This is a genomic window from Burkholderia sp. M6-3 (genome assembly GCF_050858985.1).
GTDB lineage: Bacteria > Pseudomonadota > Gammaproteobacteria > Burkholderiales > Burkholderiaceae > Paraburkholderia > Paraburkholderia caledonica.
In genome coordinates this window covers 597,869-623,565 of sequence record NZ_CP110091.1, presented here as the reverse complement: position 1 = coordinate 623,565, position 25,697 = coordinate 597,869, and the positions used below count along the sequence as shown (strand labels likewise).

17 protein-coding genes are annotated in these 25,697 nt (G+C 61.7%); 2 read left to right on the top strand and 15 right to left on the bottom strand.

The features are described from left to right. Positions 1-161: 161 nt before the first annotated feature. The 10 genes from OH764_RS20085 to OH764_RS20040 form a co-directional block, all read right to left on the bottom strand. Positions 162-1,493, bottom strand: coding sequence for a divalent metal cation transporter (locus tag OH764_RS20085; protein WP_498850481.1), 1,332 nt, complete (start codon positions 1,491-1,493; stop codon positions 162-164). Between the two features lie 59 nt (positions 1,494-1,552). Further along, complete coding sequence (locus OH764_RS20080; protein ID WP_498850480.1) at positions 1,553-2,755, bottom strand: acyl-CoA dehydrogenase family protein; 1,203 nt, start codon at positions 2,753-2,755, stop codon at positions 1,553-1,555. Between the two features lie 210 nt (positions 2,756-2,965). Beyond that, positions 2,966-3,622, bottom strand: a complete 657-nt coding sequence (locus OH764_RS20075) for a methionine ABC transporter permease (RefSeq protein ID WP_020068235.1) — start codon at positions 3,620-3,622, stop codon at positions 2,966-2,968. Continuing rightward, positions 3,615-4,769, bottom strand: a complete 1,155-nt coding sequence (locus tag OH764_RS20070) for a methionine ABC transporter ATP-binding protein (RefSeq protein ID WP_498850479.1) — start codon at positions 4,767-4,769, stop codon at positions 3,615-3,617. The genes OH764_RS20075 and OH764_RS20070 overlap by 8 nt, the downstream gene beginning before the upstream one ends. Positions 4,770-4,782: 13 nt before the next feature. Beyond that, a complete protein-coding gene (locus tag OH764_RS20065; RefSeq protein ID WP_498850478.1) occupies positions 4,783-6,189 on the bottom strand; it encodes an LLM class flavin-dependent oxidoreductase in 1,407 nt (468 codons plus the stop codon). Positions 6,190-6,231: 42 nt separating this feature from the next. Continuing rightward, on the bottom strand, positions 6,232-7,071 hold the full coding sequence (locus OH764_RS20060) for a MetQ/NlpA family ABC transporter substrate-binding protein (RefSeq protein WP_498850477.1): 840 nt from the start codon (positions 7,069-7,071) through the stop codon (positions 6,232-6,234). Between the two features lie 221 nt (positions 7,072-7,292). Next, positions 7,293-8,888: an outer membrane factor lipoprotein domain-containing protein gene (locus tag OH764_RS20055; protein ID WP_498850476.1), complete on the bottom strand. Its 1,596-nt coding sequence runs from the start codon at positions 8,886-8,888 to the stop codon at positions 7,293-7,295. A 13-nt stretch (positions 8,889-8,901) separates the two neighbouring features. Further along, complete coding sequence (locus tag OH764_RS20050) at positions 8,902-12,087, bottom strand: efflux RND transporter permease subunit (RefSeq protein ID WP_020068230.1); 3,186 nt, start codon at positions 12,085-12,087, stop codon at positions 8,902-8,904. 70 nt (positions 12,088-12,157) lie between these two features. Further along, positions 12,158-13,366: an efflux RND transporter periplasmic adaptor subunit gene (locus OH764_RS20045; protein WP_498850475.1), complete on the bottom strand. Its 1,209-nt coding sequence runs from the start codon at positions 13,364-13,366 to the stop codon at positions 12,158-12,160. A gap of 45 nt (positions 13,367-13,411) precedes the next feature. Continuing rightward, entirely contained in the window at positions 13,412-14,266 is an 855-nt protein-coding gene (locus tag OH764_RS20040; protein ID WP_027777587.1) for an alpha/beta hydrolase, read from the bottom strand. A gap of 172 nt (positions 14,267-14,438) precedes the next feature. On the opposite strand from OH764_RS20040, the gene OH764_RS20035 reads away from it, so the two are divergent. Both OH764_RS20035 and OH764_RS20030 read left to right on the top strand, forming a co-directional pair. Continuing rightward, positions 14,439-15,443: a LysR family transcriptional regulator gene (locus OH764_RS20035; protein ID WP_020068227.1), complete on the top strand. Its 1,005-nt coding sequence runs from the start codon at positions 14,439-14,441 to the stop codon at positions 15,441-15,443. Between the two features lie 223 nt (positions 15,444-15,666). Beyond that, positions 15,667-15,981, top strand: a complete 315-nt coding sequence (locus OH764_RS20030; protein ID WP_498850474.1) for a DUF4148 domain-containing protein — start codon at positions 15,667-15,669, stop codon at positions 15,979-15,981. A 270-nt stretch (positions 15,982-16,251) separates the two neighbouring features. Here the strand turns inward: OH764_RS20030 and OH764_RS20025 are convergent, their stop codons facing one another. The 5 genes from OH764_RS20025 to OH764_RS20005 all read right to left on the bottom strand — a co-directional run bounded on the left by OH764_RS20025 (position 16,252) and on the right by OH764_RS20005 (position 25,406). Continuing rightward, on the bottom strand, positions 16,252-17,325 hold the full coding sequence (locus OH764_RS20025) for a purine-nucleoside phosphorylase (protein WP_027777585.1): 1,074 nt from the start codon (positions 17,323-17,325) through the stop codon (positions 16,252-16,254). A gap of 156 nt (positions 17,326-17,481) precedes the next feature. Beyond that, positions 17,482-18,387 (bottom strand): cation diffusion facilitator family transporter, encoded by a 906-nt coding sequence (locus OH764_RS20020; protein ID WP_027777584.1) that lies wholly within the window; start codon positions 18,385-18,387, stop codon positions 17,482-17,484. 157 nt (positions 18,388-18,544) lie between these two features. Beyond that, positions 18,545-23,398, bottom strand: a complete 4,854-nt coding sequence (locus tag OH764_RS20015; protein WP_498850473.1) for an NAD-glutamate dehydrogenase — start codon at positions 23,396-23,398, stop codon at positions 18,545-18,547. A gap of 110 nt (positions 23,399-23,508) precedes the next feature. Next, positions 23,509-24,375 carry an alpha/beta fold hydrolase gene (locus OH764_RS20010; RefSeq protein WP_498850472.1) on the bottom strand — a complete coding sequence of 289 codons (867 nt, stop codon included), beginning with the start codon at positions 24,373-24,375 and terminating at the stop codon, positions 23,509-23,511. Further along, positions 24,372-25,406, bottom strand: a complete 1,035-nt coding sequence (locus tag OH764_RS20005) for a M14 family metallopeptidase (RefSeq protein WP_498850471.1) — start codon at positions 25,404-25,406, stop codon at positions 24,372-24,374. The genes OH764_RS20010 and OH764_RS20005 overlap by 4 nt, the downstream gene beginning before the upstream one ends. Positions 25,407-25,697: the final 291 nt, after the last annotated feature.

Genomic DNA, 25,697 nt, shown 5'->3' with positions numbered 1-25,697 from the left:
GGCTTGCCAGATTGAACTTCGATGACGGCTGGTCCGCCCGATTCGAATCCGAAGCCTCAAAATAAAAGGTCCGCCAATTTGCGCGGACCTTTTTTGTTCAACGTTCACGCTATTCGCGCGGCAACGCGGCGATGCACCAGGCCGCGCCGCACTTCGTCCCTTCAGTCTCCAACGAGTCCCGCCGTCTGCACGACAAGCCACAGGTTCGCCGCGGTAATAACCGCGAACAGCGTCCACGCGACGATCCGTGTGAGCAGCGTATTCGCGAACTCGCCCATCAGCGAGCGGTCGCCGGTCATGCGGATCAGCGGATAAAGCGCGAACGGCAATTGCAGGCTGAGCACGACCTGACTTGCGACGAGCAGCTTGCCCACCGCGCCGTTGCCCATCATTTGCACGCCGATCAGTGCGGGAATCAACGCAAGCGCCCGCGTGATGAAACGCCGCTGCCAGCACGGAATCTTCAGCTTCAGGAAGCCTTCCATGATGACCTGCCCGGCAACCGTGCCGGTGAAGGTCGAACTTTGTCCCGACGCGAGCAGCGTGATCGCGAACAACACCGCCGCGAAGCCGGTGCCGACAATCGGCGCGAGCAGCTTGTAGGCGTCTTCGATTTCGGTGACCTGATTATGGCCGGTCGCATGAAACGCGGCGGCCGCGAGAATCAGGATCGCCATGTTGATCATCAGCGCCAGCAGCAACGACACGATGGTATCGATGCGCGACATGCCGATCGCGGAGCCGATGCTCGCCGGATCGCGCTTCACCGCTCGCGTTTGCACGATAGACGAGTGCAGATACAGGTTATGCGGCATGACCGTCGCGCCGAGAATGCCGATCGCGAGATACACCGGCTCTCGCGAGTTCAACGCCTGCCACGACGGAATCAGTCCTTGCGCGACCGACGGCCAATGCGGCTTCACGAGTGCGAGTTCGACGATATACCCGACGCCGATCGTCGCGATCAGTCCAAGCATGATCGCTTCCAGATCGCGGAAGTTCTTGCCTTTCAGCCCAAGCACGATCAGCGTGTCGAACGCGGTCAACAACACGCCCGTGGTAAGCGAACATTTGAAGAGCAGATGAAAAGCGAGCGCGCCGCCCAGCACTTCTGCGAGATCGCACGCGACGATCGAAAGCTCGGCAAGAAACCATTGCCCTCGCGCGACCGCAGGCGAATAACGCGCCCTCGACAACTCGGCCATATCGCGTCCCGTGACGATACCCAGACGCATGCTCAGACATTGCAACGCCATCGCCGCGAGACTCGACAGCATGACGACGAATAGCAAGCTGTAGCCGTAACGCGAGCCGGCTTCAATGTCGGTCGCCCAGTTGCCCGGGTCCATATAGCCGATGGAAACCAGCAGGCCAGGGCCGGCGAACTGCAGGATCTTTTTCCAGAAAGGCGCGCCTTGCGAAACGGCGACCGAGCCTTGCACTTCAGACGGGCAAAACGGCGCTGTTGCCGTGGTCGGTAATTTGAACTGCAATCCGGAGATCTCTGAGAAGGAATAAAACGCGGCACAGACTGGCTGCACCGCGGACCGCCTCAAGTGTACAAAGAAACTTCCGGCAATGTCCCGCTGAGTGCGTAACGGCCGACGTCGCGCACGCGATAGTCGAGCGGATCGTGCAGCGTGTGCACGCGAGCGTTGCGCCAGAAACGATCGAGCGCGAGTGGCGCATGCGTGGCGCGCGCGCCGCAGGCGTCGAACAGTTTTTCGCTGACGTCGAGCGCCGCACGATGCGCGACGATTTTCGCCTCTGAAGTAGCGAGCGCAACGTGCGCGCGCGCTTCCGCGGAAAGCGACGGGCCTTCGCGCCACGCGGCATCGAGCGCTTGCGCGGCGCGCACGGCCAGCGCTTCGGCGCTCACCGCCTGAATACGCATTTCGCCAAAACGCTGGACCAGATACGGATCGTCGGTGGCTTTGGTTACGCCCGAAGTCATCCACGGCTTGCCGTATTTCGTGACGTACGCACGCGCTTCATCGAGCGCGCCTTGCGCGATGCCCACGAACAGATTGGTCATGACCTGCTGCGATACGAGCGTGCGCAAACTCGCGTATGGCGTGTCGGCACGTTGCAGGACTTCTTCCGGCTCGACCCGGACCTGGACAAACGACACGCTGCCGCTGTCGGTCTGCCGCTGCCCGATCGGATTCCAGTCTTCGTTGACGGTGATGCCCTCGCGCGTGGTCGGCACGACTGCGAACATCGTGCTGCCGGTCTGCGGATCGTGTCCGGAAACCGTCATCATCTGCGAGCCGCGCGTGCCCGAGCAAAAGCCTTTCTCGCCATTCAGAACATAGCCGCCGTCGCCGGTTGCGTTGGCAACGAGCCGGGTGTCTAGCGGATTCACCGCGTTGCCCCACCACCAGCGGTCTTTTACCGTACCGCTCAGGTAGCGGGCACGCTGCTCTGCGTTACCCCACACATAGACGCTGATCTCTTGCAAGAACGTGAACCCGAGCAGATGCGCGAGCGCGCTGTCCACCTGCGCGATCTTGCGAATGGTGTCGTAGATTTCCGGCCAGGAAGCGCCTTCGCCACCGAATTCGCGCGGCACGGCAAGCGTGAGCAGGCCGGCGTCGGCGATCCATTGTTTCTCCTGCGCGGCGTGACCGCCCGCAAGGTCGCGCTCCGCGGCGCTCGCATGCAGTGCCGCGAGCAGGCCGGCGAGATCGCGCACGGCTGGTGCGGCGGACGCGTCGCGCGTCTGCAGCGCCGCAGTCTGGCGAAAATCGTTCATGCTATTTCCACGTGATGATGTTTTCGGGGCGACCCTGCCGTGCAGGTGGAATGGGCTCGCGAGAGGCTCGCGGCGCATCCGGCAGCTTTCATGATAGGCGGTGAGATCGGCGACCGATAGGGCGCGCGTCATTCGTCATGCGATTGCACTGTGTCAGCAGGCCGACGCGAACACGGCAATCAGTATTGGAACGCGCCCCTCACACGCCCCTCACGCGCGCTGCGCGAGTCGCCGCACGAAGCGATCGCCCACCAGTTGCACCGTGGTCACGATCGCGATCAGCAACACGATCACCGTCACCATCACCGTCGTATCGAAACGCTGATAGCCGTAGCGGATCGCAAGATCGCCCAGGCCGCCTGCGCCGACCGCACCGGCCATCGCCGAAGATCCGATCATCGCAACTACGGTTATCGTAAAGCCGCCCACGATGCCTGGCAGCGCTTCGGGCAACAGCACATGCCAGATGATATGCCTGCGTTGCGCGCCCATTGCCTGCGCTGCTTCTATCAGGCCGCGGTCCACTTCGCGCAGGCTCACTTCGGCTACGCGGGCGAGGAACGGAATCGCGGCAATGCTGAGCGGCACGATTGCCGCCCATACGCCGATGGTCGTACCGATCAGCAAGCGCGTGAGGGGCAGCAGCGCGACCAGCAGAATGATGAACGGCGTCGAGCGAAACGCATTGACGAGCGCGCCGAGCGTGCTGTTCACCGCGCGCTTTTCGAAGATGCCGCCGCGCGTGGTCGTGACCAGCACGAGCGCCAACGGAATGCCGACCAGTGCCGCGATTACTGCGGACACGCCGACCATTACAACCGTATCGCGTATCGCACCGACGAGTTCCGACAGCCAGAGATCAGACATAACCCAATACCTCGACGTGGTTAGCGTGGCCGCGCGCGCGTTCGACCAACGCGGCGACCTGCGCATGCACCGTGGCGCCCTTCTTCGCGCGGACCTGCGCGGACACGATGAGGCGCCCTTGCGCATGCCCTTGAATGCGGTCGATCCCGCCATGCACGAAGCTCACGCCGCCTCCGTCGATGCTCAGCGCGGAAGTCAGACCTGCGAGGTCGGGGTCACGTGCATTGCCGCCAGTAAAGCGCACGTCGAGCAGAACGCGCGCGTCGGCTTGCACGATCCCGGCAAGCGGCTTCACGCGGTCGGCAAGATCCGCCGGCAGGTCGTGAACCAGCGTGCGTAGCAGCGCCCGCGTTGCGTCATGCTGCGGCTCGCCGAATACTCGCCAGACCGGGCCTGTTTCGACTACGCGGCCGCGCTCAATCACGGCGACCGTATCGCACACCTCACGAATCACCTGCATTTCATGCGTGATCAGGACAACGGTCAGGCTCAACCGACGGTTGATGTCACGCAGCAGCGCGAGAATCGCTTGTGTCGTTTCTGGATCGAGTGCGGACGTCGCTTCGTCGCACAGCAGAATGTCGGGGTCCGTGACGAGTGCGCGCGCAATGCCGACACGCTGCTTCTGTCCACCGGACAAGCTCGCTGGATAAGCGTCGCGCTTTGCCGCGAGGCCGACGAGTTCGAGCAACGCATCGACCTTCCTGTCGATCGCCGCTTTCGGTACGCCGGCGATCTTCAGCGGCAACGCAATGTTCTCACGCACGGTCTTCGCGGAGAGCAGATTGAAGTGCTGAAACACCATGCCGATGCGACGGCGTAGCGTCACGAGTCCGCGTTCGTCGAGTTCGCCGACATTGATTCCGTTCACGTGCACTGCGCCCGAACTCGGCTTTTCGAGTCCGTTCACTAGCCGCAGCAATGTGGACTTCCCTGCACCGCTGCGACCGATAATGCCGAACACCTCGCCACGCGCAACGTTCAATGTCACGTCTGCGAGCGCTGCAGTCGGAGCACCGTTGGTCCCCTCGAATACTTTGCCGACGTGGTCGAAAACAACGGCCGCTGGCGCCGCGTTCCCACGATGCTCGACTGCGGCAGAGGGTGCTTCTTCGATGAACTGCGGCACGTCGAAAAGATTAGCCATCGCTTCGCTCCTCTCAGGCTTCCACGGTTTGTTTGATGCCGCTTTGCGGCGCTCGCCGATGCTGTGCGCCGGCATGCACGTCCGGTAAACGCGCGCGGCCGCCGCCGAACAGCTTCTCTCGCAGCGTAGGCGCGGGATCGTAGTCTTCCTTGTAGACGCCGCGGTTCTGCAACTCCGGCACGACGAGGTCCACGAAGTCCTCGAACGATTCAGGCATCACTGTGCGTGTCAGATTGAAACCGTCAACGCCCGCTTCGTCGATCCATGACACCAGTTCATCCGCAATCTGCTGGGGCGAGCCCACCACCGGTTTTGCGCGACCGCCGAGCGTCATCTGTTCGAGTACTTTGCGCTTGGTCCAGACGCCGCTCACGCTCTTCTTCGAAATGGCTTCGACCGCCGATTGCATGGATTGCGTCTTCACATACGAGATCGGCTCATCCAGCTCGTATTGCGAAAAGTCGATACCTGTCGAGCTGGAGAAATGCGCGATGCCGCCTTCAGCGCTCGCATAGCGCCGGTACTCTTCGAACTTTTCCTGTGCGGCTCGTTCGGTTTCGCCGACCACCACGGTGATGCCCGCGAAGATCTTGATGTCGTCAGGCGAGCGCCCAAAGCTCGCGGCTCGTGCGCGAATGTCGTTGACGATCGAACGCGTCAACTGCTTGTTCTGTCCGCCGACAAACACGCACTCCGCATGGCGTGCCGCGAAATCCACGCCGCGGCTCGACGATCCGGCCTGATACAACACAGGGGTGCGTTGCGGCGATGGCTCGCTCAAGTGAATCGCGTCGATCGAATAGAAAGGACCGTCGTGTTTCACGCGATGTACCTTACCCGGTTGCGAGAAGATGCGCGAAGCGCGGTCGCGCACCACCGCGTCGTCTTCCCAGCTTTGTTCCCAGAGCTTGTAGACCACATCCATATAGTCGTCGGCACGGTCATAGCGGTCATCGTGACTGATCTGTTGCGCGAGACCCATGCCGCGGGCGGCGCTATCCAGATAGCCGGTGACGATATTCCAGCCGACCCGCCCTTTGGTCAGATGGTCGAGCGTCGACATGCGCCGCGCGAACAGATACGGCGGCTCATACGTCAGATTCGACGTCACGCCGAAACCGATATGTCGCGTCACATGCGCCATCGCGGGCACGATCAGCGAGGGATCGTTGATTGGAATCTGCACGGCTTCGCGTAACGGCGTTTCGGGGCCGCCCTGATACACGTCGTACACGCCGACAATATCTGCGAGAAAGATCCCGTCGAATTTGCCGCGTTCGAGCGTTTGCGCAAGACTCGTCCAGTAGTCGAGATCGGTGTAATGCGCCGAACGATCCCGCGGATGCGTCCACAGGCCGTGATTGATATGGCCCACCGCATTCATGTTGAATGCGTTCAACACAATCTTCTTCTTCGGCATCGCGTCACTCCCGTTGTTTCTATTCAGCGCGAAACGCGCCGCTTACCAGGCGACTGCGTACAGAGTGCCGAATGCCTTGTCGAGTGCGGCGCGCACAGCCGGCGAATGCTGATAGATCGAAATGAACTTGCGAACGCGCGGATCGTTCACGCTCTCCGGACGCACGACCCACTGAATTGCATAGTTCTTGTTCTCCAGACCGTCGAATAGCAGCGCGCTATTGGGGTCCGTCGTACCCGCGAGCTTGATGAAGCTCGGATAGCCTTGTGCAAGATCGACATCGTCGAGCGAACGCGCCAGTTGCGATGCTTCCAGTTGAACAATCTTCAGATGCCTGGGGTTGTCGATAATGTCGAGCGTGGTTGCGCGATAGTCGATTCCGGGCGTCAGCTTGATCAGCCCCGCGCGTTGCAGCAGCAACAAGCCGCGCCCGCCATTGACAGGATCGTTAGCGATCGCCACGGTCGCGCCGTCTTTCAACTCGTCGAAGCGTTTGATCTTCTTCGAATACAGACCGATCTTCATGATCGTGCCAGGGGCAATTGCGACAAAGTTATAGCCGCCCTGCTTCTTCGCGTTTTCGAGAAACGGAATGTGCTGGAAGTAATTGACGTCAATGTCCCTATTCGCGAGTGCGGCGTTCGGCGTGTTCCAGTCGGTGAATTCGATTACCTTCACGTCGAGCCCCTGCTCTTTCGCCTCGCGCACGGCTACTTTGAGTGCCTCGATTTGCGGGCTCGTGGCCGTGCCGATTTTCAGTGTCGGCGCGTCCGCTGCGAATGCGGGCGCTGCGGGCAGTGCCAGTGCGAAGCCGAAGGCGCTGACAAGCGCGAGCGTCGGCGCGTGAAAAAAACGCCGCACGTTTGAAGCGAAATTGCGCATGGTGGACTCTTGTAGTTGATACGTGATGTGGTTCGCAGCGAGCCTGTTCGACGGCCCGCGTCATGGTGCGAATCATCATAGAGTCCACGATACCTACGGGTCTACGAACGGATTTTCGAATGGAAAGTGCTAAAAAAGATTTGCGCAGAAAAAAGCCGGACCGCGCTCGTCGCGCGATCCGGCCTGTTTGAAACTCGAGTCCAGCCTCAGCAGTAAAACGTCTAGCGCTTGGCCACCTGATCGGCAGGCGCTGCTGACGAAGCCGGCGTTGCAGCCGGTGCAGCGGAACCCACTGCAGTGTCGGACGCAGCCACATCGCCCCAGCCGCCGCCGAGGGCACGAATCAGGTTGACCGTCGCGACAGCCTGCGTGCCCTGCAAGTGGCTCGCCTGCAGTTGCGTACTCAACACCTGCCGCTCGCCGTCGATCACGTCCAGATAGCTGACCGCGCCTTCGGTGTACTGCGTGCGCGACAGACGCGCCGCGCGCTGCGAGGCCTGCACGGCATCGTTCTGCTCGCGCATCTGGTCGTCGAGCAGGCGCAGGTCGGCGAGGTTGTCCTCGACTTCGCGGAACGCCACCAGAACCTGCTGGCGATACTGCGCGACGTCCTCGTCGTATTTCGCACGAGCCTGCGCGAGATTCGCCTTGCGCCGGCCGCCGTCGAACAGAGGCAACGTCAATGCAGTGCCGGCAAACGGCCCGAGAATGAACGCGCGGCTCGACCACATGAAAAGATTGCCCAAGGTTGCCGACTCATAGCCAAATGCGCCCGTGATATCGAGCTTCGGGAAAAACGCCGACTTCGCGAGACCGACGCGCGCGTTTGCCGCCGCCATCGCGCGTTCGGCTGCCGACACGTCGGGGCGCCGTTCGAGCAGCGCCGAAGGCAAGCCTGGCGGCACACGCGCCGCTATCGGCACCAGCGGCGCTTCTGCGAATGAGAAGTCTGCCGGCGGCTTGCCGAGCAGGATCGCGAGGCTATGCTCCGACGCCGCGCGCTGACGTGCGACGCCCACGGCATCCGCACGCGCGCTCGCAAGTTCGTTGCGGGCGCGAGAAACATCTAGCTCGCTGATGTCGCCTTCCTTGAAACGACGCTCGACGAGCTTCAACGTATCTTCACGCAAAGCCACTGTGCGGCGATACAGATCCTGATCGGTATCGAGTTCGCGCAACTGGAAATAGTTTTGCGCGACGTCGGCCTGCAACGACAATTGCACCGAACGGAACAGCGCTTCGCTTTGCTGCTCGTCCGCACGCGACGCATTGACGTTAGAGCTGACGCGCCCGAACAGATCCGCTTCATACGACGCGCCGACCTGCGCGCGCCAGATGGTGCCGGTCGTGCCACCGGCGCTATCCGGCAGGAATTGCGACGCTGCGGACGCACGTTCGCGGGTCGGGCCGAAGCCGGCATCGATCTTCGGAAACCAGTCCGATTTGGCTGCACGCGTCACCGCACGGGCCTGCTGCACGCGCGCTGCTGCCGCCTTCAGGTCCTGATTCGCCGCGGCCGCCTGCTCCTCGAGCGCGTCGAGTTGCGGGTCGCCGAAAATCTTCCACCATTCGCCGCGATGCGCGTCGTCGGCAGGTTGCGCCGTCTTCCACGTGCCGGCGTCCGGTGCCGATGCAGCGGAGGGCGCCGAAGCTGCCGAGGCCCCCGAAGCCGCTACCGGGGCTTCCTTGAACGCTGTGGGCGTGTCCACTTCCGGCCGCTTGTAGGTAGGCTCCACGGAGCAGGCGGCGAGCAGTGCGAGCAGCAAACCGCTGGCTGCTGCCCGGCCCCATCCACTCAAACTTTCAAAGCGTTTCATTGTTGTTTTCTCCTCAGGCGTCCGTGACCGGTGCGCCAATGCGCGGCGAATCCTTCTGCGCGACGTGAATCGTCCCGCCGGCCAACGTACGCAGCACCACATAGAACACCGGCGTGAGCATCAGCCCGAACAGCGTGACACCGAGCATGCCGAAGAACACGGCGACACCCATTGCGTGACGCATTTCCGAACCGGCCCCGGTTGACAACACCAGCGGCACCACACCCATGATGAACGCGATCGACGTCATCAGAATCGGCCGCAAACGCAGGCGGCTCGCCTCAATCGCTGCCGACAACGGCGTATGTCCGTCGTGTTCGAGCTCTCGGGCGAACTCCACGATCAGAATCGCGTTCTTCGCCGACAAGCCCACCAGCACCATCAAGCCGATCTGCGTGAAGATGTTGTTGTCGCCACCGGTGAGCCACACGCCGGTCAGCGCAGACAACACGCTCATCGGCACGATCAGGATCACGGCGAGCGGCAGCGTCAGGCTTTCATACAGTGCGGCAAGCACGAGGAACACGAGCAACACGCTGATCGGGAACACCCACAGGCCCGCATTACCGGCGAGAATCTGCTGGTATGTGAGGTCGGTCCATTCGAGCTTGACACCGCGCGGCAGAACCTCGGCGGCTACGCGCTCAGCCGCGGCTTGCGCTTGACCGGACGAGAATCCCGGCGCGGGTCCACCGTTGATGTCCGCTGCGGTATAGCCGTTGTAACGCACCACCATTTCCGGACCGAACGTCGGCGTGACCGACACGAGCGACGACAACGGCACCATATCGCCTGCGGCATTACGCGTCTTCAGTTGCAGGATGTCGTCGGCGCGTTGACGGAACGGCGCGTCTGCCTGCACCCGCACCTGATACACGCGGCCAAAGCGGTTGAAGTCGTTCACATACAGCGAGCCCAGATAGATCTGCATCGTGTTGAACACGTCAGTAACCGGCACGCCGAGCTGCTTGGCCTTCACGCGGTCGAGGTCCACGTTCAATTGCGGAACGTTGATCTGATAGCTGGAGAAGGTCGGGCCAAGTTCAGGCGTTTGCGCGGCCTTCTTCACGAATGCCTCTGCTGCCTTGTTCAATTCCGCGTAACCGAGCGCACCGTGATCCTCCAGTTGCATCTTGAAACCGCCGAGCGTGCCGAGACCGAGCACAGGTGGCGGCGGAAACACCGCGACGAACGAATCCTTGATCGCGCCGTATTGCTGGTTCAACGCGCCGGCAATCGCACCCGCCGAGAGCTTCTTGTCGCCGCGCTCCTTGAACGGCTTGAGCGTGACGAACACAATGCCCGCGCTAGAACTGTTCGTGAAGCCGTTCACCGACAAACCCGGGAACGCCACCGCACTTTCCACGCCCTTCTGCTTGAGCGCAATCGCGCTCATGTCGCGGATCACTTTTTCCGTACGATCCAGCGATGCACCATTCGGCAACTGCGCGAACGCGATCAGGTACTCCTTGTCCTGCGCGGGCACGAAGCCGCCCGGCACGACACGCGAGATCAGCACCGTGGCACCGAGCAGAATCGCGTACACCGCGAGCATTGCACCCTTGCGGCGCAGCACGCCGGTCACGCCGCGGCCGTATGCCGTCGAGCCGCGATGAAACACCTTGTTGAAGCCTTTGAAAAAGCGGCCCAGCACGCGATTCATCACACGCGTCAGCAAGTCTTCCTTCGCGCCGTGACCGCGCAGCAGCATGGCGGACAACGCCGGCGACAGCGTCAACGAGTTGAACGCCGAGATCACCGTGGAGATCGCGATGGTCATCGCGAACTGCTTGTAGAACTGACCCGTGAGGCCCGTCATGAACGCGAGCGGGACGAACACGGCAACGAGCGTGAGCGCGATGGCGATAATCGGCCCGCTCACTTCCTGCATTGCCTTATAGGTAGCGTCGCGCGCACTGAGCCCGCTTTCGATGTTCCGCTCGACGTTCTCCACCACCACGATCGCATCGTCCACCACGATCCCGATGGCGAGCACCATGCCGAACAACGACAACGCATTGATCGAGAAACCGAACGCAAGCAACAGCGAGAACGTACCGACAATGGACACCGGCACGGCGATCAATGGAATGATCGATGCACGCCACGTCTGCAGGAACACGATCACGACGATCACCACCAGCGCGATTGCTTCGAGCAGCGTATGCACGACCGCCTCGATACTCGAGCGCACGAACTGCGTCGGGTCGTAGACGATCTTGTATTCGACGCCCGCGGGCATGTCTTGAGCGAGGTCCTTCATCGCGGAGCGAACTTCGTCGGAAATCGCGAGCGAGTTCGCGCCTGGCGCCTGGTTGATCGCGAGCGCAACCGCCGGCTTGTTGTCGAGCAACGAACGCAGACCGTATTCCGACGCGGCCAGTTCGACACGGGCGATGTCACGCAGATAAGTCACGCCGCCATCGGGCGCGGTCTTCACGATGATGTCGCCGAATTCGCCCTCGGTCTTCAAACGGCCGCGAGCATTGACCGACAACTGCAATTGCGTGCCCGGCACCGAAGGCGATGCGCCGATCACGCCGGCCGCCACCTGAATGTTCTGCTCGCGAATCGCGTTGACCACTTCGGTCGCCGTCAAACCGCGTTGCGCGACCTTCTGCGGATCGAGCCACACGCGCATCGCGTAGTCGCCCGAGCCCCACAATTGCACCTCGCCGACGCCCTGAATACGCGCGAGCCGGTCCTTGACGTTCAGCAACGCGTAGTTGCGTAGATACGTCATGTCGTAGCGGTTATTCGGCGAGATCAGGTGGACCACCATTGTCAGCGTGGGCGAACTCTTGATCGTCGTCACGCCGAGCCGTTGGACGTCTTCCGGCAAACGCGGCAGTGCCTGGTTCACGCGGTTCTGCACCAGTTGCGTTGCGAGGTCCGGGTTCGTGCCGAGCTTGAACGTGACCGTCAGCGTGAGATTGCCGTCGCTATTTGCTTGCGACTGCATATACAGCATGTTCTCGACGCCGTTGATCTGCTCTTCGAGCGGCGAAGCGACGGCTTCCGCGATCACTTTCGGATTTGCGCCAGGATACTGCGCGTGCACCACGACCGATGGCGGGACCACTTCGGGGTACTCGGAGATCGGCAGCTTGAAGAGCGAAATGACGCCCGCCAGCAGAACCAATACCGATAGCACGCCCGCAAAGATCGGCCGATCGATGAAGAATTTGGATATGTTCATTGGAAGCTCTTGATGTTGGAGCAAGCGGTTGGAGCAAGGCGCCGCGCGTTCAATGCCGCGGCGGCGACGCTCACGAATTCTTGTCCGCTTTGGCGCGCGTCTGTGCAAGCGGCGCGCTATTCGGGTCCTGGTCGGTCGTCATGGGCACCATGTGCGCACGCACTGCATCGCCCGGACGCACACGCTGAATGCCGTTGACGACGATCCGGTCGCCCGCCTTCAGTCCGCCCTTCACGACCCGCAGGTTGCCCTGCATATCGCCGACGGAAATCTCGCGGTATGCAACGTGATTGTTTTGATCGACCACCAGCACGAACTTCTTGTCCTGGTCGGTGCCCACGGCGGCGTCGTCGATCAGCAGCGCGGGGTGCGGCTCGCTGCCGCCCACTTTCACGCGTGCGTAGAGGCCCGGAATCAATGTGCCGTCCTGGTTATCGAAACGCGCGCGAACGCGAATCGTGCCCGACGACGTATCGAGCCGGTTGTCCACCGACTCGATAACGCCGTTGCGGGAGTAGCCGCTTTCGTCGGCGAGACCGAGTTCGACCGGCACCTTGCCGCCGTCTTTTGCTCGACGCAGGTATTGCAGATACGTTTGTTCGTCGGCGTCGAACGATGCATAGATCGGCGAAACCGACACGAGCGTGGTGAGCGGCGTCGAACTCGCGCCGGCCGACACCACGTTGCCTACCGTGATTTCCGCACGCGACACACGGCCTGAAACCGGCGCAACGATCTTCGTGTAGCCGAGATTGATGCGCGCGGTTTCGAGTGCGGCTTGCGCGGCCTTCAGGTTCGCGCTCGCTTCGCGCGCGGCATTCTGCTTCTCGTCGTAATCACGCTTGGCGATTGCGTTGTCGGTAATCAGGCGCTGCGCGCGCTCCCAGTCGCTTTGCGTGTAGCCAGTGCGCGCCTGCGCGGCCGCGAGCTGCGCTTCCGCTCGGGCCACTTCCGCCGCATACGGGCGCGGGTCGATCACGAACAGCGTGTCGCCTTTCTTCACGAGCGCGCCGTCCTTGAAGTTGACCGACACGATCGTGCCAGGCACCTGTGAACGGACGTCCACTTTTTCTACCGCTTCAAGGCGGCCCGAATAGCTCTGCCAGTCGGTAATGGTCTTTTGCACCACAGTAGCGACATCGACTTCCGGCACGATGGTCGGCGCGGCAGGCGAACTGGCGTCGACACGAATTGCGCCGAACGTGCCCAGTCCGGCGACGACGAGCACGGCTAGCGCGGCTATCGCCACACGGCGACGGGAAAGAGGAAGAATGGTCATTTGAAGCTCCCGGTATCGTTGATTGAAGTTCTGCTTATTTGTGTTTCATCGATGGGCGCGCGCATCGAAGCGCCACTGAAAAAATCGCACCGCTTCCTGCAAGGCGGGCGGATGATCGGCCAACGCCGCATGCGAGACGGCGGGATAGCGGACCACCTGGGTCAGCACCCCTGCATCGATCAGGCTGCTTGCGTATTTCTCCGCCTCGACGTGCAGCACGTCGTTTTGCGCCGTCGCGATCAGCGTGGCCGGCAGGCCCGCGAGTCGCGACGATTCGAGCGGCGCCGCATACGGATGCATGCGTTGCGACGCTTGCGGCAAGTACGCGCGGTAACAAGCCGCGCACTCTCTCGCCGTGATGTCCGAGCCGAGGCGCTTTTCGTCGCCAAGGCGGGTGAGACTCGGGTCCAGCATCGGCCCAAACAAAGCCTGCGCGGCGATCTGAACGTCGCCGCGATCACGCGCGATGAACGCGAGGCAATTGGCCAATTGCCCGCCGGCGTCATGGCCCGCTACGCCAACCTTTCTGCTATTGCCGCCAAAAGCACGCGCCCGCGTCTGTACCCACAATGCCGCGCGATGCGCGTCTTCAGGCGCGGCGGGAAACGGAAACGCCGGCGCCAGTGAATAACCGACCGACACCACCAATGCCGGTAAATGTTCTGCGAAATAACGCGAGGCGAAGTCGGCTTGATCGATAGATCCCTTCGTAAAGCCACCGCCGTGAAAATAAAGCAGTACTGGAAGTGCGGTTTTCTTTCCCTGCCGGTACAAACGCAATGTGATGTCCTGAGCGTGCCCTTCTATCTGCACGTCAGTGACTTCGAGTGCCGTGCTGTCGGCCTCTACCGGTGCACTGCCGGTGGGCTCAAAGGAGTACGGCGGTTTAAATGCTTGCATGTCGAGCCGCGCAATGCGCAAAGAACTTCAATGGTGCGAATTGTGGGTTCGGCAGACTCGTAAATAAATGCCTATAATCCGGCAACACAATTCGGCGCCCCTGAACAATCCATCCGATTGCTCCGCGGATTCGAATCCTGATCAGTACGCCTGCCCCTTCTGGAGGTTTGCAATGGACCGGCTTCAGGCCATGCAAGTGTTCACACGCGTTGTCGACACCAACAGCTTTACCCGTGCGGCGGAAACGCTCGACCTGCCCCGCGCATCGGTTACCACGATCATTCAGAACCTCGAAGCGTTCCTCGGCACACGGCTCATGCACCGCACTACGCGGCGCCTGTCGCTTACGCCGGACGGCGCCGCTTATTACGAGCGCTGCGTGCGCATTCTCGCGGACGTCGAAGAGACCGAGGCCAGTTTTCAGAGCGGCAATAAAAAGCCGCACGGCAAGCTGCGCATCGACATGCCGGGCTCGATCGGCCGCTTGCTGGTGATTCCTCAACTATGTGAATTCCACACGCGCTACCCGGACATCGACCTGCAACTCGGCTTGTCGGACAGACAGGTCGACCTTTTGCAGGAAGGCGTGGATTGCGTGGTGCGCGTCGGCGCACTCCAGGATTCTTCGCTGGTGGCACGGCGTATTGGCCTATTCGAGGGCGTGACCTGCGCCGCCCCGGAATACATTGAACGGGCCGGCATGCCGACTTCGCTCGACGACCTGGAAAATCACAAAGCAGTCAATTACTTCTCGAGCCGTACGGGACGCACGCTCGACTGGGCGTTTATGGTTGATGGCAAAGAGGTTGAAGTAAAGATGAAGGGCATTGTGTCGGTCAACGACGCCGATGCCTACGTGACCTGCGGGCTGGAAGGTTTTGGCCTGATTCAGCCGGCTCGTTTCATGGTGCTGCCGCATCTGCGTTCAGGCCAACTGGTTGAAGTACTGCCAGAACTCAAGCCTTTGCCGATGCCGATTTCCGCAGTCTATCCGCACAGTCGGCATCTGTCGCCTAAAGTCCGTGTTTTCGTAGACTGGATCGCCGAAGTATTCGATCGCTGCCCATTGCTGAGCGGCCGCGGTGCGCTCGACGCAACATGCTCGCAACGCACACTGGAAGAACGCGAATCGGCTCCTGCACTCGACACGCCGATTATTTCCGAATGGGTCGCGTAATTCAATTAGATTGAAGTACAAAATCTGGAACAGTGAATTCCAACCGCGGCGCTAATGCCGCGGTTGTTGTTTGAGCCCGTGTTTATAGGGGTCGTCGCGCGATTGTTCCGAAATCGCGACAATTCATTTCGCGAAAGCGCGATTTATCGAGGTCGACTCGAAGTCTACATTTCACCCTGTCGCAGCGCCCCTCGTGCTGCAAACGAATCGACAGGAGTGAATCATGAAACGCAATCTTCTCGCAGGTCTTGCTCTCTCGCTGCTCGCCAGCGCGCCGGTATTTGCACAAAGCAACGGCGGCGGCAACGGCATTGGGCACGCCGGTACTTATCAGACACAACCGACTTCGACGACGAGCGGAAAAACGCGCGCCGAAGTGCAGGCTGAGCTGGTCGCCGCCTATCGTGACGGTTCGCTGCCCGCGCTCAATCGCACGAGCTACCCGAACAAAGGTCTGATCGGTCAGACGCAGGCCGCGCGCATCGCGTTGCAGGAAGGCACGAGCGGCGACGTCACGCGTGTGGCTAATGGCCAGTAACGAGCAATAAGCAAAGCACTAAACGGAGCAACAAGCGGGGCACTGAGCACATAGGAAATCGAACGAGAAAATCGTTAGTTTTCCGGATTAAACGCCAATCACCACGATAGCTTTCCAGTCTTCATAAAGGAGCACATCATGACACCATCGGAACTCGACCATTGGGATACAGACGCCCCCGTCTGGACACCGTATCGCGCACCACAACGTTGAGTGTCGCGCGCCATTGCAGTGCGGGCCGCATGAAGCGGCCCGCATGCAACTAGCTGGTTAGCGTTTGGGCACGCCTTCGCGCCATTCGCTCCAGTGCGTGACAATGTCCTGCACGAGCGGATTACCTGAGCGGTACAGATTTTCGAGAGCAATCGTGAACCCGCCTTGCGCGGAGTAGTTCAGCAGATTGTCGGCGCTGGTCTGTCCGTCGTACGGACGGTCGAAATCAGAGCCCGCACGCACCACGGCAACGCGGTTCAAATCGACCTTATGCACCGAAGCCGCGCGTTTTAGCGCTTCGTACGTGGCATTGTCTTCCTGCTGCGTGGTGCAATACACGCCCTTTCCATCCGTCAGGATCTTGGTCCAGTCGCGAGCCCGTTGCCCGAGCAGCGTGCCCGACCACCACGTATCGCCGGCGAGCGTATCGCATTGAATAACGGTCGGCGGGCGATTAGCAGGCGCGTACGAATATTTCGCACGCGCGGCCTGCGCCTGCGCGTTGTCGGAAAGCACCACATTGCGCGACAAGGCGAATGCGGTATCGGCGAGTTGCGTATTGAGCTGGAACACTTCGGTACGGTAATCGAGCGGCGGCTTTTCTGAAGGGCTCTTCGTGTTGATGCCGAGATAGCCGGTGTTCCACCCGGCCGGAATCTCGCGCCCGTCGATCTCCCACTGAATGCCGAAGTCGACGAGATATTTAGCCCACGCAGCGGAGCCGACCGTACCCTGTTGAGGATCGATGCCGGCAATACCCGCCACCATGAAATACGTATGCCGCAAATCGAATCGCGGTGAGAACGTCAATGCCATGATCGACGCCGCGGCGTTCGTGTGACCCATGCCGGTCGTCATTACGCATACGTCCTGGCGGTTGCAATGTACTGCCGGGTAATCGGGTGACAGGCCGTCTACCGGAATATCGCGCCATGGCCCGAGCTTATCGAGCCACACCTGGCCCTCCGGACCGAACATCGAAATAATCATCACCTTGACTGGCCGCCCGCGCGAGCCGCCGCCGTCATGCGAGAAAGCGTCGTTGTCGTCCGCGCTGGCCGGCCCGGAAGTAAAGGCTGTGCATGCCGCGAGTGCAATGACCGAGAGAGCGTTAAACGTGCGAGTCAGCATCGTGATCTTCCTTTTGCTTGTGATGCAGTTTGGGAGAGTGCCGCCTTCAAGCCGAAAGAAGTATAGATGCGAAGAAATTATTTTCCACTACATGAAGTGCCGATTGCGTAACTCGCGCAAAGCCCTGCGCGAGTCACGTGTGCCGAAAAAGCATGGTTAGACGCGGGGCACGTCTGGTTCAAAAAACACCCAGCGCACCTGCGGAAATGCGGCTTGCAAATCTGCCTCGATCACGTTGATCGCGTCGACCAGCGCGCGGCCGCTCGCGTAGTCGATCATCTCAGCCTGCACGGCGACCACTACATGGCGTCCCCATTGCAGAGTGATCATGTTGATGATGCTGCGAATCTCACCGCGTGCGCGCAAATGCGCCTCGATTGCGCGGCGCACTTCGGGGCTTGCCGATTCGCCGACGATCATCGACTTCACTTCGCGCGCCACGAGGCCGGCGATCACCATCAGCAGCAGACCAACGGCGATGGAACCCAGCGCGTCATAGACAGGATTGCCGGTCACCAAAGTGAGCAGCACGGCCACGAAGGCCATCCCCAAGCCGGCCAGCGCGGCAATATCCTCGCCCGCGACCACCAGCAACTCGGACTCGCGCGTTTCCCTGAACCAGCGCCACAGCGTTTTCTCGGGATGCACCTTGCGGATCTCCTTCATCGCGCCCCACAGCGAGAACGCCTCCAGCACCACGGAGACGCCGAGCACTACGAGCGCGACATACGCATATTGCAGCGGCTCCCGCGCGACGAGGCGATGCACGCCTTCGTACACTGAAAATGCGCCGCCGACGAAGAACAGCAACAGCGCGACCAGCAGCGAATAGAAGTTGATCTCGCGCCCGCCGCCCATCGGATGCAATGGGCTTGCCGGCCGGCGCGCCTGGCGCAAGCCGAAGAGCAGCAGCAGTTGATTACCGCAGTCGGCGGTGGAGTGAATAGCTTCGGCGAACATCGAACCGGAGCCGGTGAACGACGCAGCGGCAAACTTGCAGACGGCAATGCCAAAGTTGGCGGCAAGCGCATAAATAATGGCTTTCGGCGATTCTTCTTTCATCGTCGTGGAGGGCGTTAGTCGATTTTCAAAAGGCTTTCACTTGCCGGGAATCCGTATTATGGACATGCCGGGCAACGTGCGTCCAACCGCGGTGCTATGCGCCCCGCGTGCGTGGAACTTTGACCAGCCTTTCTTTACCGCTTCCCCCACGCAATGCTCATGCCCTCTCGAGCGCGGCCATTTCCCGAACAATCACCAGCAGCATCGACAGGCTCGCTCCGCCAGTGGCCCTCAGGTCGGCAAGCAGGCGCGCATAACGCTCGAGCTGCGTGGCGCGCTTGTCGCGCCATGCCTGAACCAGCGCGTCCGGCGTGGCCGCGTCGTCGGCGCTGGCAAGCGCGCTCATCGTGAGCGCGCGTTTGAGTCGCGCAAGTTCGGCCAATGCGGACGCGCGCGCCAGCATGTCCCAGTGCGACGGCGCGGGCAGCGCGGCCGCACGTTCGCTGATCCAGTTGTAGTTGAGCAGAGTGCCGAGCGCGAAGTACACACCCGCCACCAGTTCGAGCTTGCGCTCGCACGTGGACGCCACTTCCGCGATGTCGAGCAGCGCCGCTGAAATCTCGCCGCTCGCAATGCGCACCGCGAGTTCACTATCAACGCCGGCGTCGACCAGCACACGCTGGCGTTCGGATAGCGCTTCGAGATCGGCAGCCGGCAGCAAAGCGGGCCACTGCGGCGCGAGACGCTGCGCGGCGTCGCGGCAACGCGCGAGCAGGCCGGTCACATCGTCGCTGTGCACGCCCGGCGACGACAAATGCCGCAAGAACCACAACGCGGATCGTTCGACGAGCCGAGCGACCTCGACGAACATGCGCGCCTGCACGTCGTCGGCGACGCGGTTATCCAGCGCGTCGATGCTGCGCCACACATCGTCGAGATCGAACACATCGCGAGCCATGATGCAGGCCCGCACGATGTCGCCGGGTTGCGCATCGGTTTCCTCCATCAGCCGATGCACGAACTCGCAGCCGACGCGGTTCACCAACGCGTTGGTTAGATGAGTCGCAAGGATCTCGCGGCGCAGAGGATGACGCTGCATCGGCTCGCTGAAGCGCTGGCGCAAAGGCCTCGGAAAATATTCGATCAACATGTCGCTGACGAGCGGGTCTTCGGGCACCGAAGAATCGAGTAGCGCGTCGTACAGCCACATCTTGCTGTACGCGAGCAGCACCGCACGCTCCGGCGTGGTGAGCCCTTGTTTCGCGGCCTGCCGCTCAGCCACTTCTTCGTCGTTCGGCAGAAACTCGATCGCGCGGTTCAGGCGGCCGGCCCGTTCCAGATAGCGCATGAGGCGCGTTTCAGCGTCGAGCAGTTCGACACCATAACGGCCTGCAATGGAAAGCGCCTGAGTCTGGTAATAGTTGTCCGTCAACACGAGCAGGCCGACTTCGTCGGTCATTTCCGCCAGCAACGCGTTGCGTTGTTTTGCGGTCATCTCGCCGTCGGCCACCACGAGTCCCAGCAGAATCTTGATGTTGACCTCATGGTCGGAACAGTCGACACCCGCGGAGTTGTCTATTGCATCGGTATTGATGCGGCCGCCGCGCTGCGCGAACTCAATACGGCCGAGTTGCGTGAGCCCCAGATTGCCACCTTCGGCTACGACCTTGCAGCGCAGGTCCGCGCCGTTCACCCGGATCGCATCGTTCGCGCGGTCGCCAACCTGCAGGTGCGTCTCACGTGAGGCCTTCACATACGTGCCTATGCCGCCGTTGTAGAGCAGATCGACGGGCGCTTGCAGAATCGCGCGCATCAGTTCGGCCGGCGAGAGCGCCGCTGCGCTGATGCCGAGTACCGATTGCACGGCCGGCGAGAGAGCAATGGTCTTGGCCGTGCGCGGAAACACGCCGCCGCCCGCTGAAATCAGCGAAGGGTCATAGTCGGCCCAACTCGATCGATCGAGAAGAAAGAGACGTCCGCGCTCGGCAATACTGGCTGCCGGATCGGGATTCGGGTCGAGGAAAATATGCCGATGATCGAACGCGGCCACGAGCCTGATATGCGGCGACAACAACATGCCATTACCGAACACGTCGCCGGACATATCGCCGATACCGACCACCGTGAAGTCCATCGTCTGCGTATCGACGCCCATTTCGCGGAAATGCCGCTTGACGGACTCCCAGGCGCCGCGCGCCGTGATCGCCATTTTCTTGTGGTCGTAACCGACCGAGCCGCCCGACGCAAAGGCGTCGTCGAGCCAGAAACCGTATTCCTGCGAGATCGCGTTCGCGTAGTCGGAGAACGTGGCCGTGCCTTTGTCCGCGGCGACCACCAGATACGGATCGTCTGGGTCGTGCCGCACTACGTCGCGCGGCGGCACGACCGTCGTGCCCGCAAGATTGTCGGTCAGATCGAGCAAACCACGAAGGAACGTTTGATAGCACGCAATGCCTTCGCGCATCCATGCGTCGCGTTCCGATTGCGGCGGCGGGTTCTTCACGACGAAGCCGCCTTTCGAGCCGACCGGCACGATCACGACGTTCTTCACCATTTGCGCCTTCATCAGACCCAGCACTTCAGTGCGGAAATCCTCGCGACGGTCCGACCAGCGCAAGCCGCCGCGCGCCACACGTCCACCGCGCAAATGCACGCCTTCGACGCGCGGCGAGTAGACCCATATCTCGAACATCGGCTTGGGCTCCGGCAAGCCGGGCACGTGCGCCGGGTTGAACTTGAATGATAGATACGGCTTCGGCTTTCCGTCAGCATCGAAGACGTAATAGTTGGTGCGCTGCGTGGCCTTGATGACGCCGAGAAACTGCCGCAGTATCCGATCCTCGTCGAGATTGGGCACCTGGTCGAGCGCACTGTCGATCGTCTTCAGCAAATTCTCCACGCGCGTCTCACGTGTGCCGGCCAATGACGGGTCGAACCGCGCGATGAAGAGTTCGACCAGCATGCGCGCAATCGCGGGATTGCCGGTCACCGCGCGCTCGATATACGCATCGCTGAAAGTAGAGCCCACCTGACGCAGATACTTCGCGTACGCCCGCAGTATCGTCACTTCGCGCGCGCTCAATTGCGCGCGTAGAACGAGGCGGTTGAAGTCGTCGCTTTCTATCGCGCCTGTCCACACCTGCTCGAACGCATCTTCGAAGAGATCTTTCACGCGCTCGATATCGAACTCGGCGTCGTCGACCACTTCAAGCCCGAAGTCGTGAATCCACGCAGGCGTCGCGCCGAGCGCTTCGATCAGATACGGCCGCTCTTCATCGACACGCACGCCCAGGTGTTCGAGCATCGGCAAACTGCGCGACAACGCGATCGGCATTCCCGCTCGATAGACCTTGAAGCGGAATGCGCGCGGCCCAGCTTCGATTGGCCGATACAGATTCATCGCGAGGCGCTCGCTGCCCTGCACGCGCTCGATCAGTTCGATGTCGCGCACCGCCGTGCGCGCGGCATAGTCGTCGCGATAGCCGGGCGGAAACGAATCCGCGTAGTGCTGCAGCAGACGATTGCCCTGCTCTTCACCGAACGCGTCGAGCAGCGCATCGGCGAGATCATCTTGCCAGCGGCGCGAGACCTGCACGAGACGTGCTTCGAGTTCGCGTGTATCGACATCGGGCATGCCACCGGGTTTTGCATGCACGACGAAGTGAATACGCGCGAGCGTCGATTCGGAAAGCAGCGGCGTGAACTCGACGCTCGCTCCGTTGAATGCGTCAGTAAGCAGATTGGCGATTCGTTGCCGCAAATCGGTGTTGTACTTGTCACGCGGCACGAACACGAGACACGACACGAAGCGGTCGAAGCGGTCGCGCCGCACAAAAAGGCGCGTGCGCTGATGCTCCTGCAAACGGAGCACGCCGAGCGCGATATCGTAGAGCTGGTTCTCGTCGGCCTGGAACAGTTCGTCGCGCGGATACGTTTCCAGCACCGTCACGAGCGATTTCGCCAGATGACCTTTCGGCAAGAATCCGGCCCTCCTCACGATGTTCGCGCACTTGCGCCGAACGATCGGAATCTCGGCCGCGGACACAAAATACGCGGTCGACGTATAGAGGCCGATGAAGCGCCGCTCGCCGACCACCTTGCCGTCAGCACCCGCGAGTTTGATGCCTACGTAATCCAGATAGCCGGGCCGATGCACGGTTGCCCGCGAATTGGCCTTGGTCAGGAAAATCGGTGAGGCGCTCGAAATGATTTCGGCAGCGGCCGGCGGTAAGACGGTCACCTCTGGCGCCGCTGCGGCGCCATCCGTTGCACGCAGTTCATCGCGCATGATGCCGAGGCCCGAGCCCGGCACCGCGCGCAGGCCGTAGCCGGTGCCCTGTTGCACGAGTTCGTAGTCGCGGTGGCCGAGAAAGGTGAAATGGTCGGCGACCATCCATTCGAGAAACGCGCGCGCTTCCATCGCATCCGGCCCGCTCTCGCCGGCTTTCATGGCCTTGATCGTGACGCGTGCGAGTTCCACTATCTTTGGCCAGTCTTCAACCGCGGCGCGCACGTCGCGCAGTACTTTCGCGATATCGTCGCGCAGCGCGTCCAGTTTCGCCGCGTCGCCGCAACGGTCGACTTCGAAGTGAATGAACGAGGCCAATTGCGAGCGCGTGTCGGCGGCCTCTTCCGCGCCCTGCGTCACGCGCGCGATGTCGCCGTCGGGCGCGCGCCAGATGCGAAACACCGGATGCACGACCGAATGCAACGCGAGACCTTGCCGATTGACCGCCATCGAAACGGAATCGACCAGAAACGGCATGTCGTCGTTGACGATCTCTATCACCGTGTGATCGGAGTGCCAGCCATGCTGCTCGAGAATCGGGTTGTAGACGCGCAGCCTTTCCCTGCCGGGTACAAAGCGCTGCGCGGTCTGCCAGTGCGCGAGCGCGGCGCCGTACAGATCGGGAATGGAGCGGCTTTGCAGATCGTCGACGTCGACGAAATCGTAGTAGTGCCGCAGAAAGGGCTCGACGATGTGAAACGTCGGCTCGGGCAAGCGCGCTCGTGCAAACTCGACGACATCGTTCAGCAAGTGCGTGACGGCTTCTTCGTTCTTTGCTTGCATGATGAACTCCCCGGCTGTCGGCAGTGGCGGGTATCGCCCGGATCGCATGCATCGTCTGAACAAGGATTATGCGCCTGCACGCCGCAATGCGACCCATGCACCGACTTAGGTTATACCCGCTGCCCGGGCTTATGCTGCAAGCGCGCAATCGCCATTTGCCGCATGCGGTCCGCTTCGGCGGCTTCATGCGCAAGCCATGCACTCACCTGCTCGCCGACCCACGCGGGATCGTCGTGCGGCAGGTCGTGGCCTGCCCATGCATGCTCGCGATGACGCGCGCCCCACGCTGCGGCCAGCTTCGCGGAGCAAACCGGATCGACGAGCCGGTCGTCGTGCGAAGACAGAATCAGCAGCGGACAAGCCGGTTTAGCCGCGTCTGCGGTAAAGCGCGCCGCCGCCGATAACTGGCGCAACGCATTGCCGCGGCTCACCGGCGCGCTGCGGCGAATCATGCTCCATGATTGAAGATCGGCTTCAAGGGTATCGGCGTTGTTGCACGTCAATCGATGAATGGCGGTCTCTGCGCGCACGGCGTCGTTCCAATGCATGGCGATTGTCAATAGACCAGGCCACGCGGACGGACGCAGCCGTTCGTGTACGCGGCTGAACGGACGCATGCTCGTGTTGATCAACACGAGGCGCCCGATCTCGTCGGGGTACTGTTGCGCCCAGGCGGTCGCGACCATGCCGCCGAGCGACATCGCCAGCACGTTGAATGGACCACGCATGGTTATGTCCGTTGGACCGGTGCCGACCGTGCCTGTGCCTTTCGCCCCTCCTTGCACAGCAGCAATGCGCACGAAGTCAACCATCCCGGCGACCGTGGCAGGCGCGCGTAAATGCGCAAATTCGCCGTTGCCCGGCAAGTCGATCAAGCTCACGCCCGAAGCGCCCGCGGCTTCACGTAACACATCGGGCAAACGGCCCCAGTGACGTGTCTCGCGTGTCAGTCCGCGCAGCAAGATCCACGTGCTCATGCGTTGTCCGGTCTGTACCAGTGATCGATCGCGCTTTGCAGCAATTGCTCGCGGCGATTGCCTTGCGGCAGCCAGCGCTGCGCCGAAAAAACGGCGCGCGCCAGAAAATCGAGCAGGTTCGCGTGGCGCCGCAAAACACGCGCCGTGCGATGCGCCTTCACCGGATTGAAGATTCCCTGACGCGAGAACAATTGCCGCGGGTTCTTCTTGATCCATAGCCACGAACCGAGTTCGAGCGTCATCGGCAGAAAGACGTTGGGTGCGGGCGCGCGATCGTACGCGAAGTCCCACAGGTCGCCGTGCAGCAGATATTGATGGCTCTGCGGCTCGAACGTATAGCCATGATGCGGATGGGAACGCTCGAACATGGTTTTCAGCACGTACATTTCCGGCAGATGCGGCATCAGCTTGCGTGTGCGCGCATACGGAAACCAGATGCTGTCGTTCCAGCCGTAACCCGAATGGCAATCGAGCGCGATGCTCAAGGGCCGCGCGGCGAGTTCCGTTTCAACTACCTGCAGCAGCGCGGCGGCCTCGGCTTCCATCGGAGCGCCGCGGCGTCCGCGATACCACGGCAGCCAGGCGCCGACGCGCTGGCCGCCCGCCAGCAGCGGCACACGCTCGTCCGCGTTTTGCGGCGCGTTGCGCATCAGGTCGACGCCGTTCGGATTGGCTCGCGTGGCCGCCCACATGCCGCCCGGATTGACGATCGGCACGAAGATAAGGCGGATCGACTGAAGTTGCCGGACCAGCAGTTCGTCCCATTCGAGCCGTGCAAGCAACGCGCGCATGTAATCGAGCACCAGTTGCGAGCCGATTCGCTCGAGTCCGTGAATCCCGCCGACGAAGCCGATGGCCGGCGCGCGCGGATCGGTCGAACCGATGCTCGCGACATGCACGCCGAAACGCCGGCCGCGCACCGTCGTCTCGCAGAGCGTGCGGATCGCAAAGCTCGCACTGCCCTGATCGAGGATCGCCTTGAGATCTTCGTACTCGGCAAAGCTGTCGGGAAGGAAGCTCAAAGGCTGCATGGGGCGTCGCGAGGAGTGCTGGGTGTCAGGGACGGCACGGCGAATGAAGCAATATAGCCTGGCCGCAGGTCGGCATGCATGACGGCTGCGCAGCGAGGAAATGCTGACATACGCGCGTCATATTAACGTCGCATGGACGTCATCATGACGTCTTCCGGATCGCCACAAATCGCCTCGTTTTTCCCCATAAAGCCCCTCCACTTTGGTCGTGCACTCGTCCATTTGCGTCTTCTGCTGGAATAATCACGAGCTTGCGGCCGGCAGTCAGGCCAGCCAACCTAGCCCTGTCCT

Bases quoted from the DNA above. Each gene is read 5' to 3' on its own strand.
- OH764_RS20080 (WP_498850480.1), bottom strand. From the start codon at position 2,755: ATGAACGATTTTCGCCAGACTGCGGCGCTGCAGACGCGCGACGCGTCC.
- OH764_RS20075 (WP_020068235.1), bottom strand. From the start codon at position 3,622: ATGTCTGATCTCTGGCTGTCGGAACTCGTCGGTGCGATACGCGATACG.
- OH764_RS20070 (WP_498850479.1), bottom strand. From the start codon at position 4,769: ATGGCTAATCTTTTCGACGTGCCGCAGTTCATCGAAGAAGCACCCTCT.
- OH764_RS20065 (WP_498850478.1), bottom strand. From the start codon at position 6,189: ATGCCGAAGAAGAAGATTGTGTTGAACGCATTCAACATGAATGCGGTG.
- OH764_RS20060 (WP_498850477.1), bottom strand. From the start codon at position 7,071: ATGCGCAATTTCGCTTCAAACGTGCGGCGTTTTTTTCACGCGCCGACG.
- OH764_RS20055 (WP_498850476.1), bottom strand. From the start codon at position 8,888: ATGAAACGCTTTGAAAGTTTGAGTGGATGGGGCCGGGCAGCAGCCAGC.
- OH764_RS20050 (WP_020068230.1), bottom strand. From the start codon at position 12,087: ATGAACATATCCAAATTCTTCATCGATCGGCCGATCTTTGCGGGCGTG.
- OH764_RS20045 (WP_498850475.1), bottom strand. From the start codon at position 13,366: ATGACCATTCTTCCTCTTTCCCGTCGCCGTGTGGCGATAGCCGCGCTA.
- OH764_RS20040 (WP_027777587.1), bottom strand. From the start codon at position 14,266: ATGCAAGCATTTAAACCGCCGTACTCCTTTGAGCCCACCGGCAGTGCA.
- OH764_RS20035 (WP_020068227.1), top strand. From the start codon at position 14,439: ATGGACCGGCTTCAGGCCATGCAAGTGTTCACACGCGTTGTCGACACC.
- OH764_RS20030 (WP_498850474.1), top strand. From the start codon at position 15,667: ATGAAACGCAATCTTCTCGCAGGTCTTGCTCTCTCGCTGCTCGCCAGC.
- OH764_RS20025 (WP_027777585.1), bottom strand. From the start codon at position 17,325: ATGCTGACTCGCACGTTTAACGCTCTCTCGGTCATTGCACTCGCGGCA.
- OH764_RS20020 (WP_027777584.1), bottom strand. From the start codon at position 18,387: ATGAAAGAAGAATCGCCGAAAGCCATTATTTATGCGCTTGCCGCCAAC.
- OH764_RS20015 (WP_498850473.1), bottom strand. From the start codon at position 23,398: ATGCAAGCAAAGAACGAAGAAGCCGTCACGCACTTGCTGAACGATGTC.
- OH764_RS20010 (WP_498850472.1), bottom strand. From the start codon at position 24,375: ATGAGCACGTGGATCTTGCTGCGCGGACTGACACGCGAGACACGTCAC.
- OH764_RS20005 (WP_498850471.1), bottom strand. From the start codon at position 25,406: ATGCAGCCTTTGAGCTTCCTTCCCGACAGCTTTGCCGAGTACGAAGAT.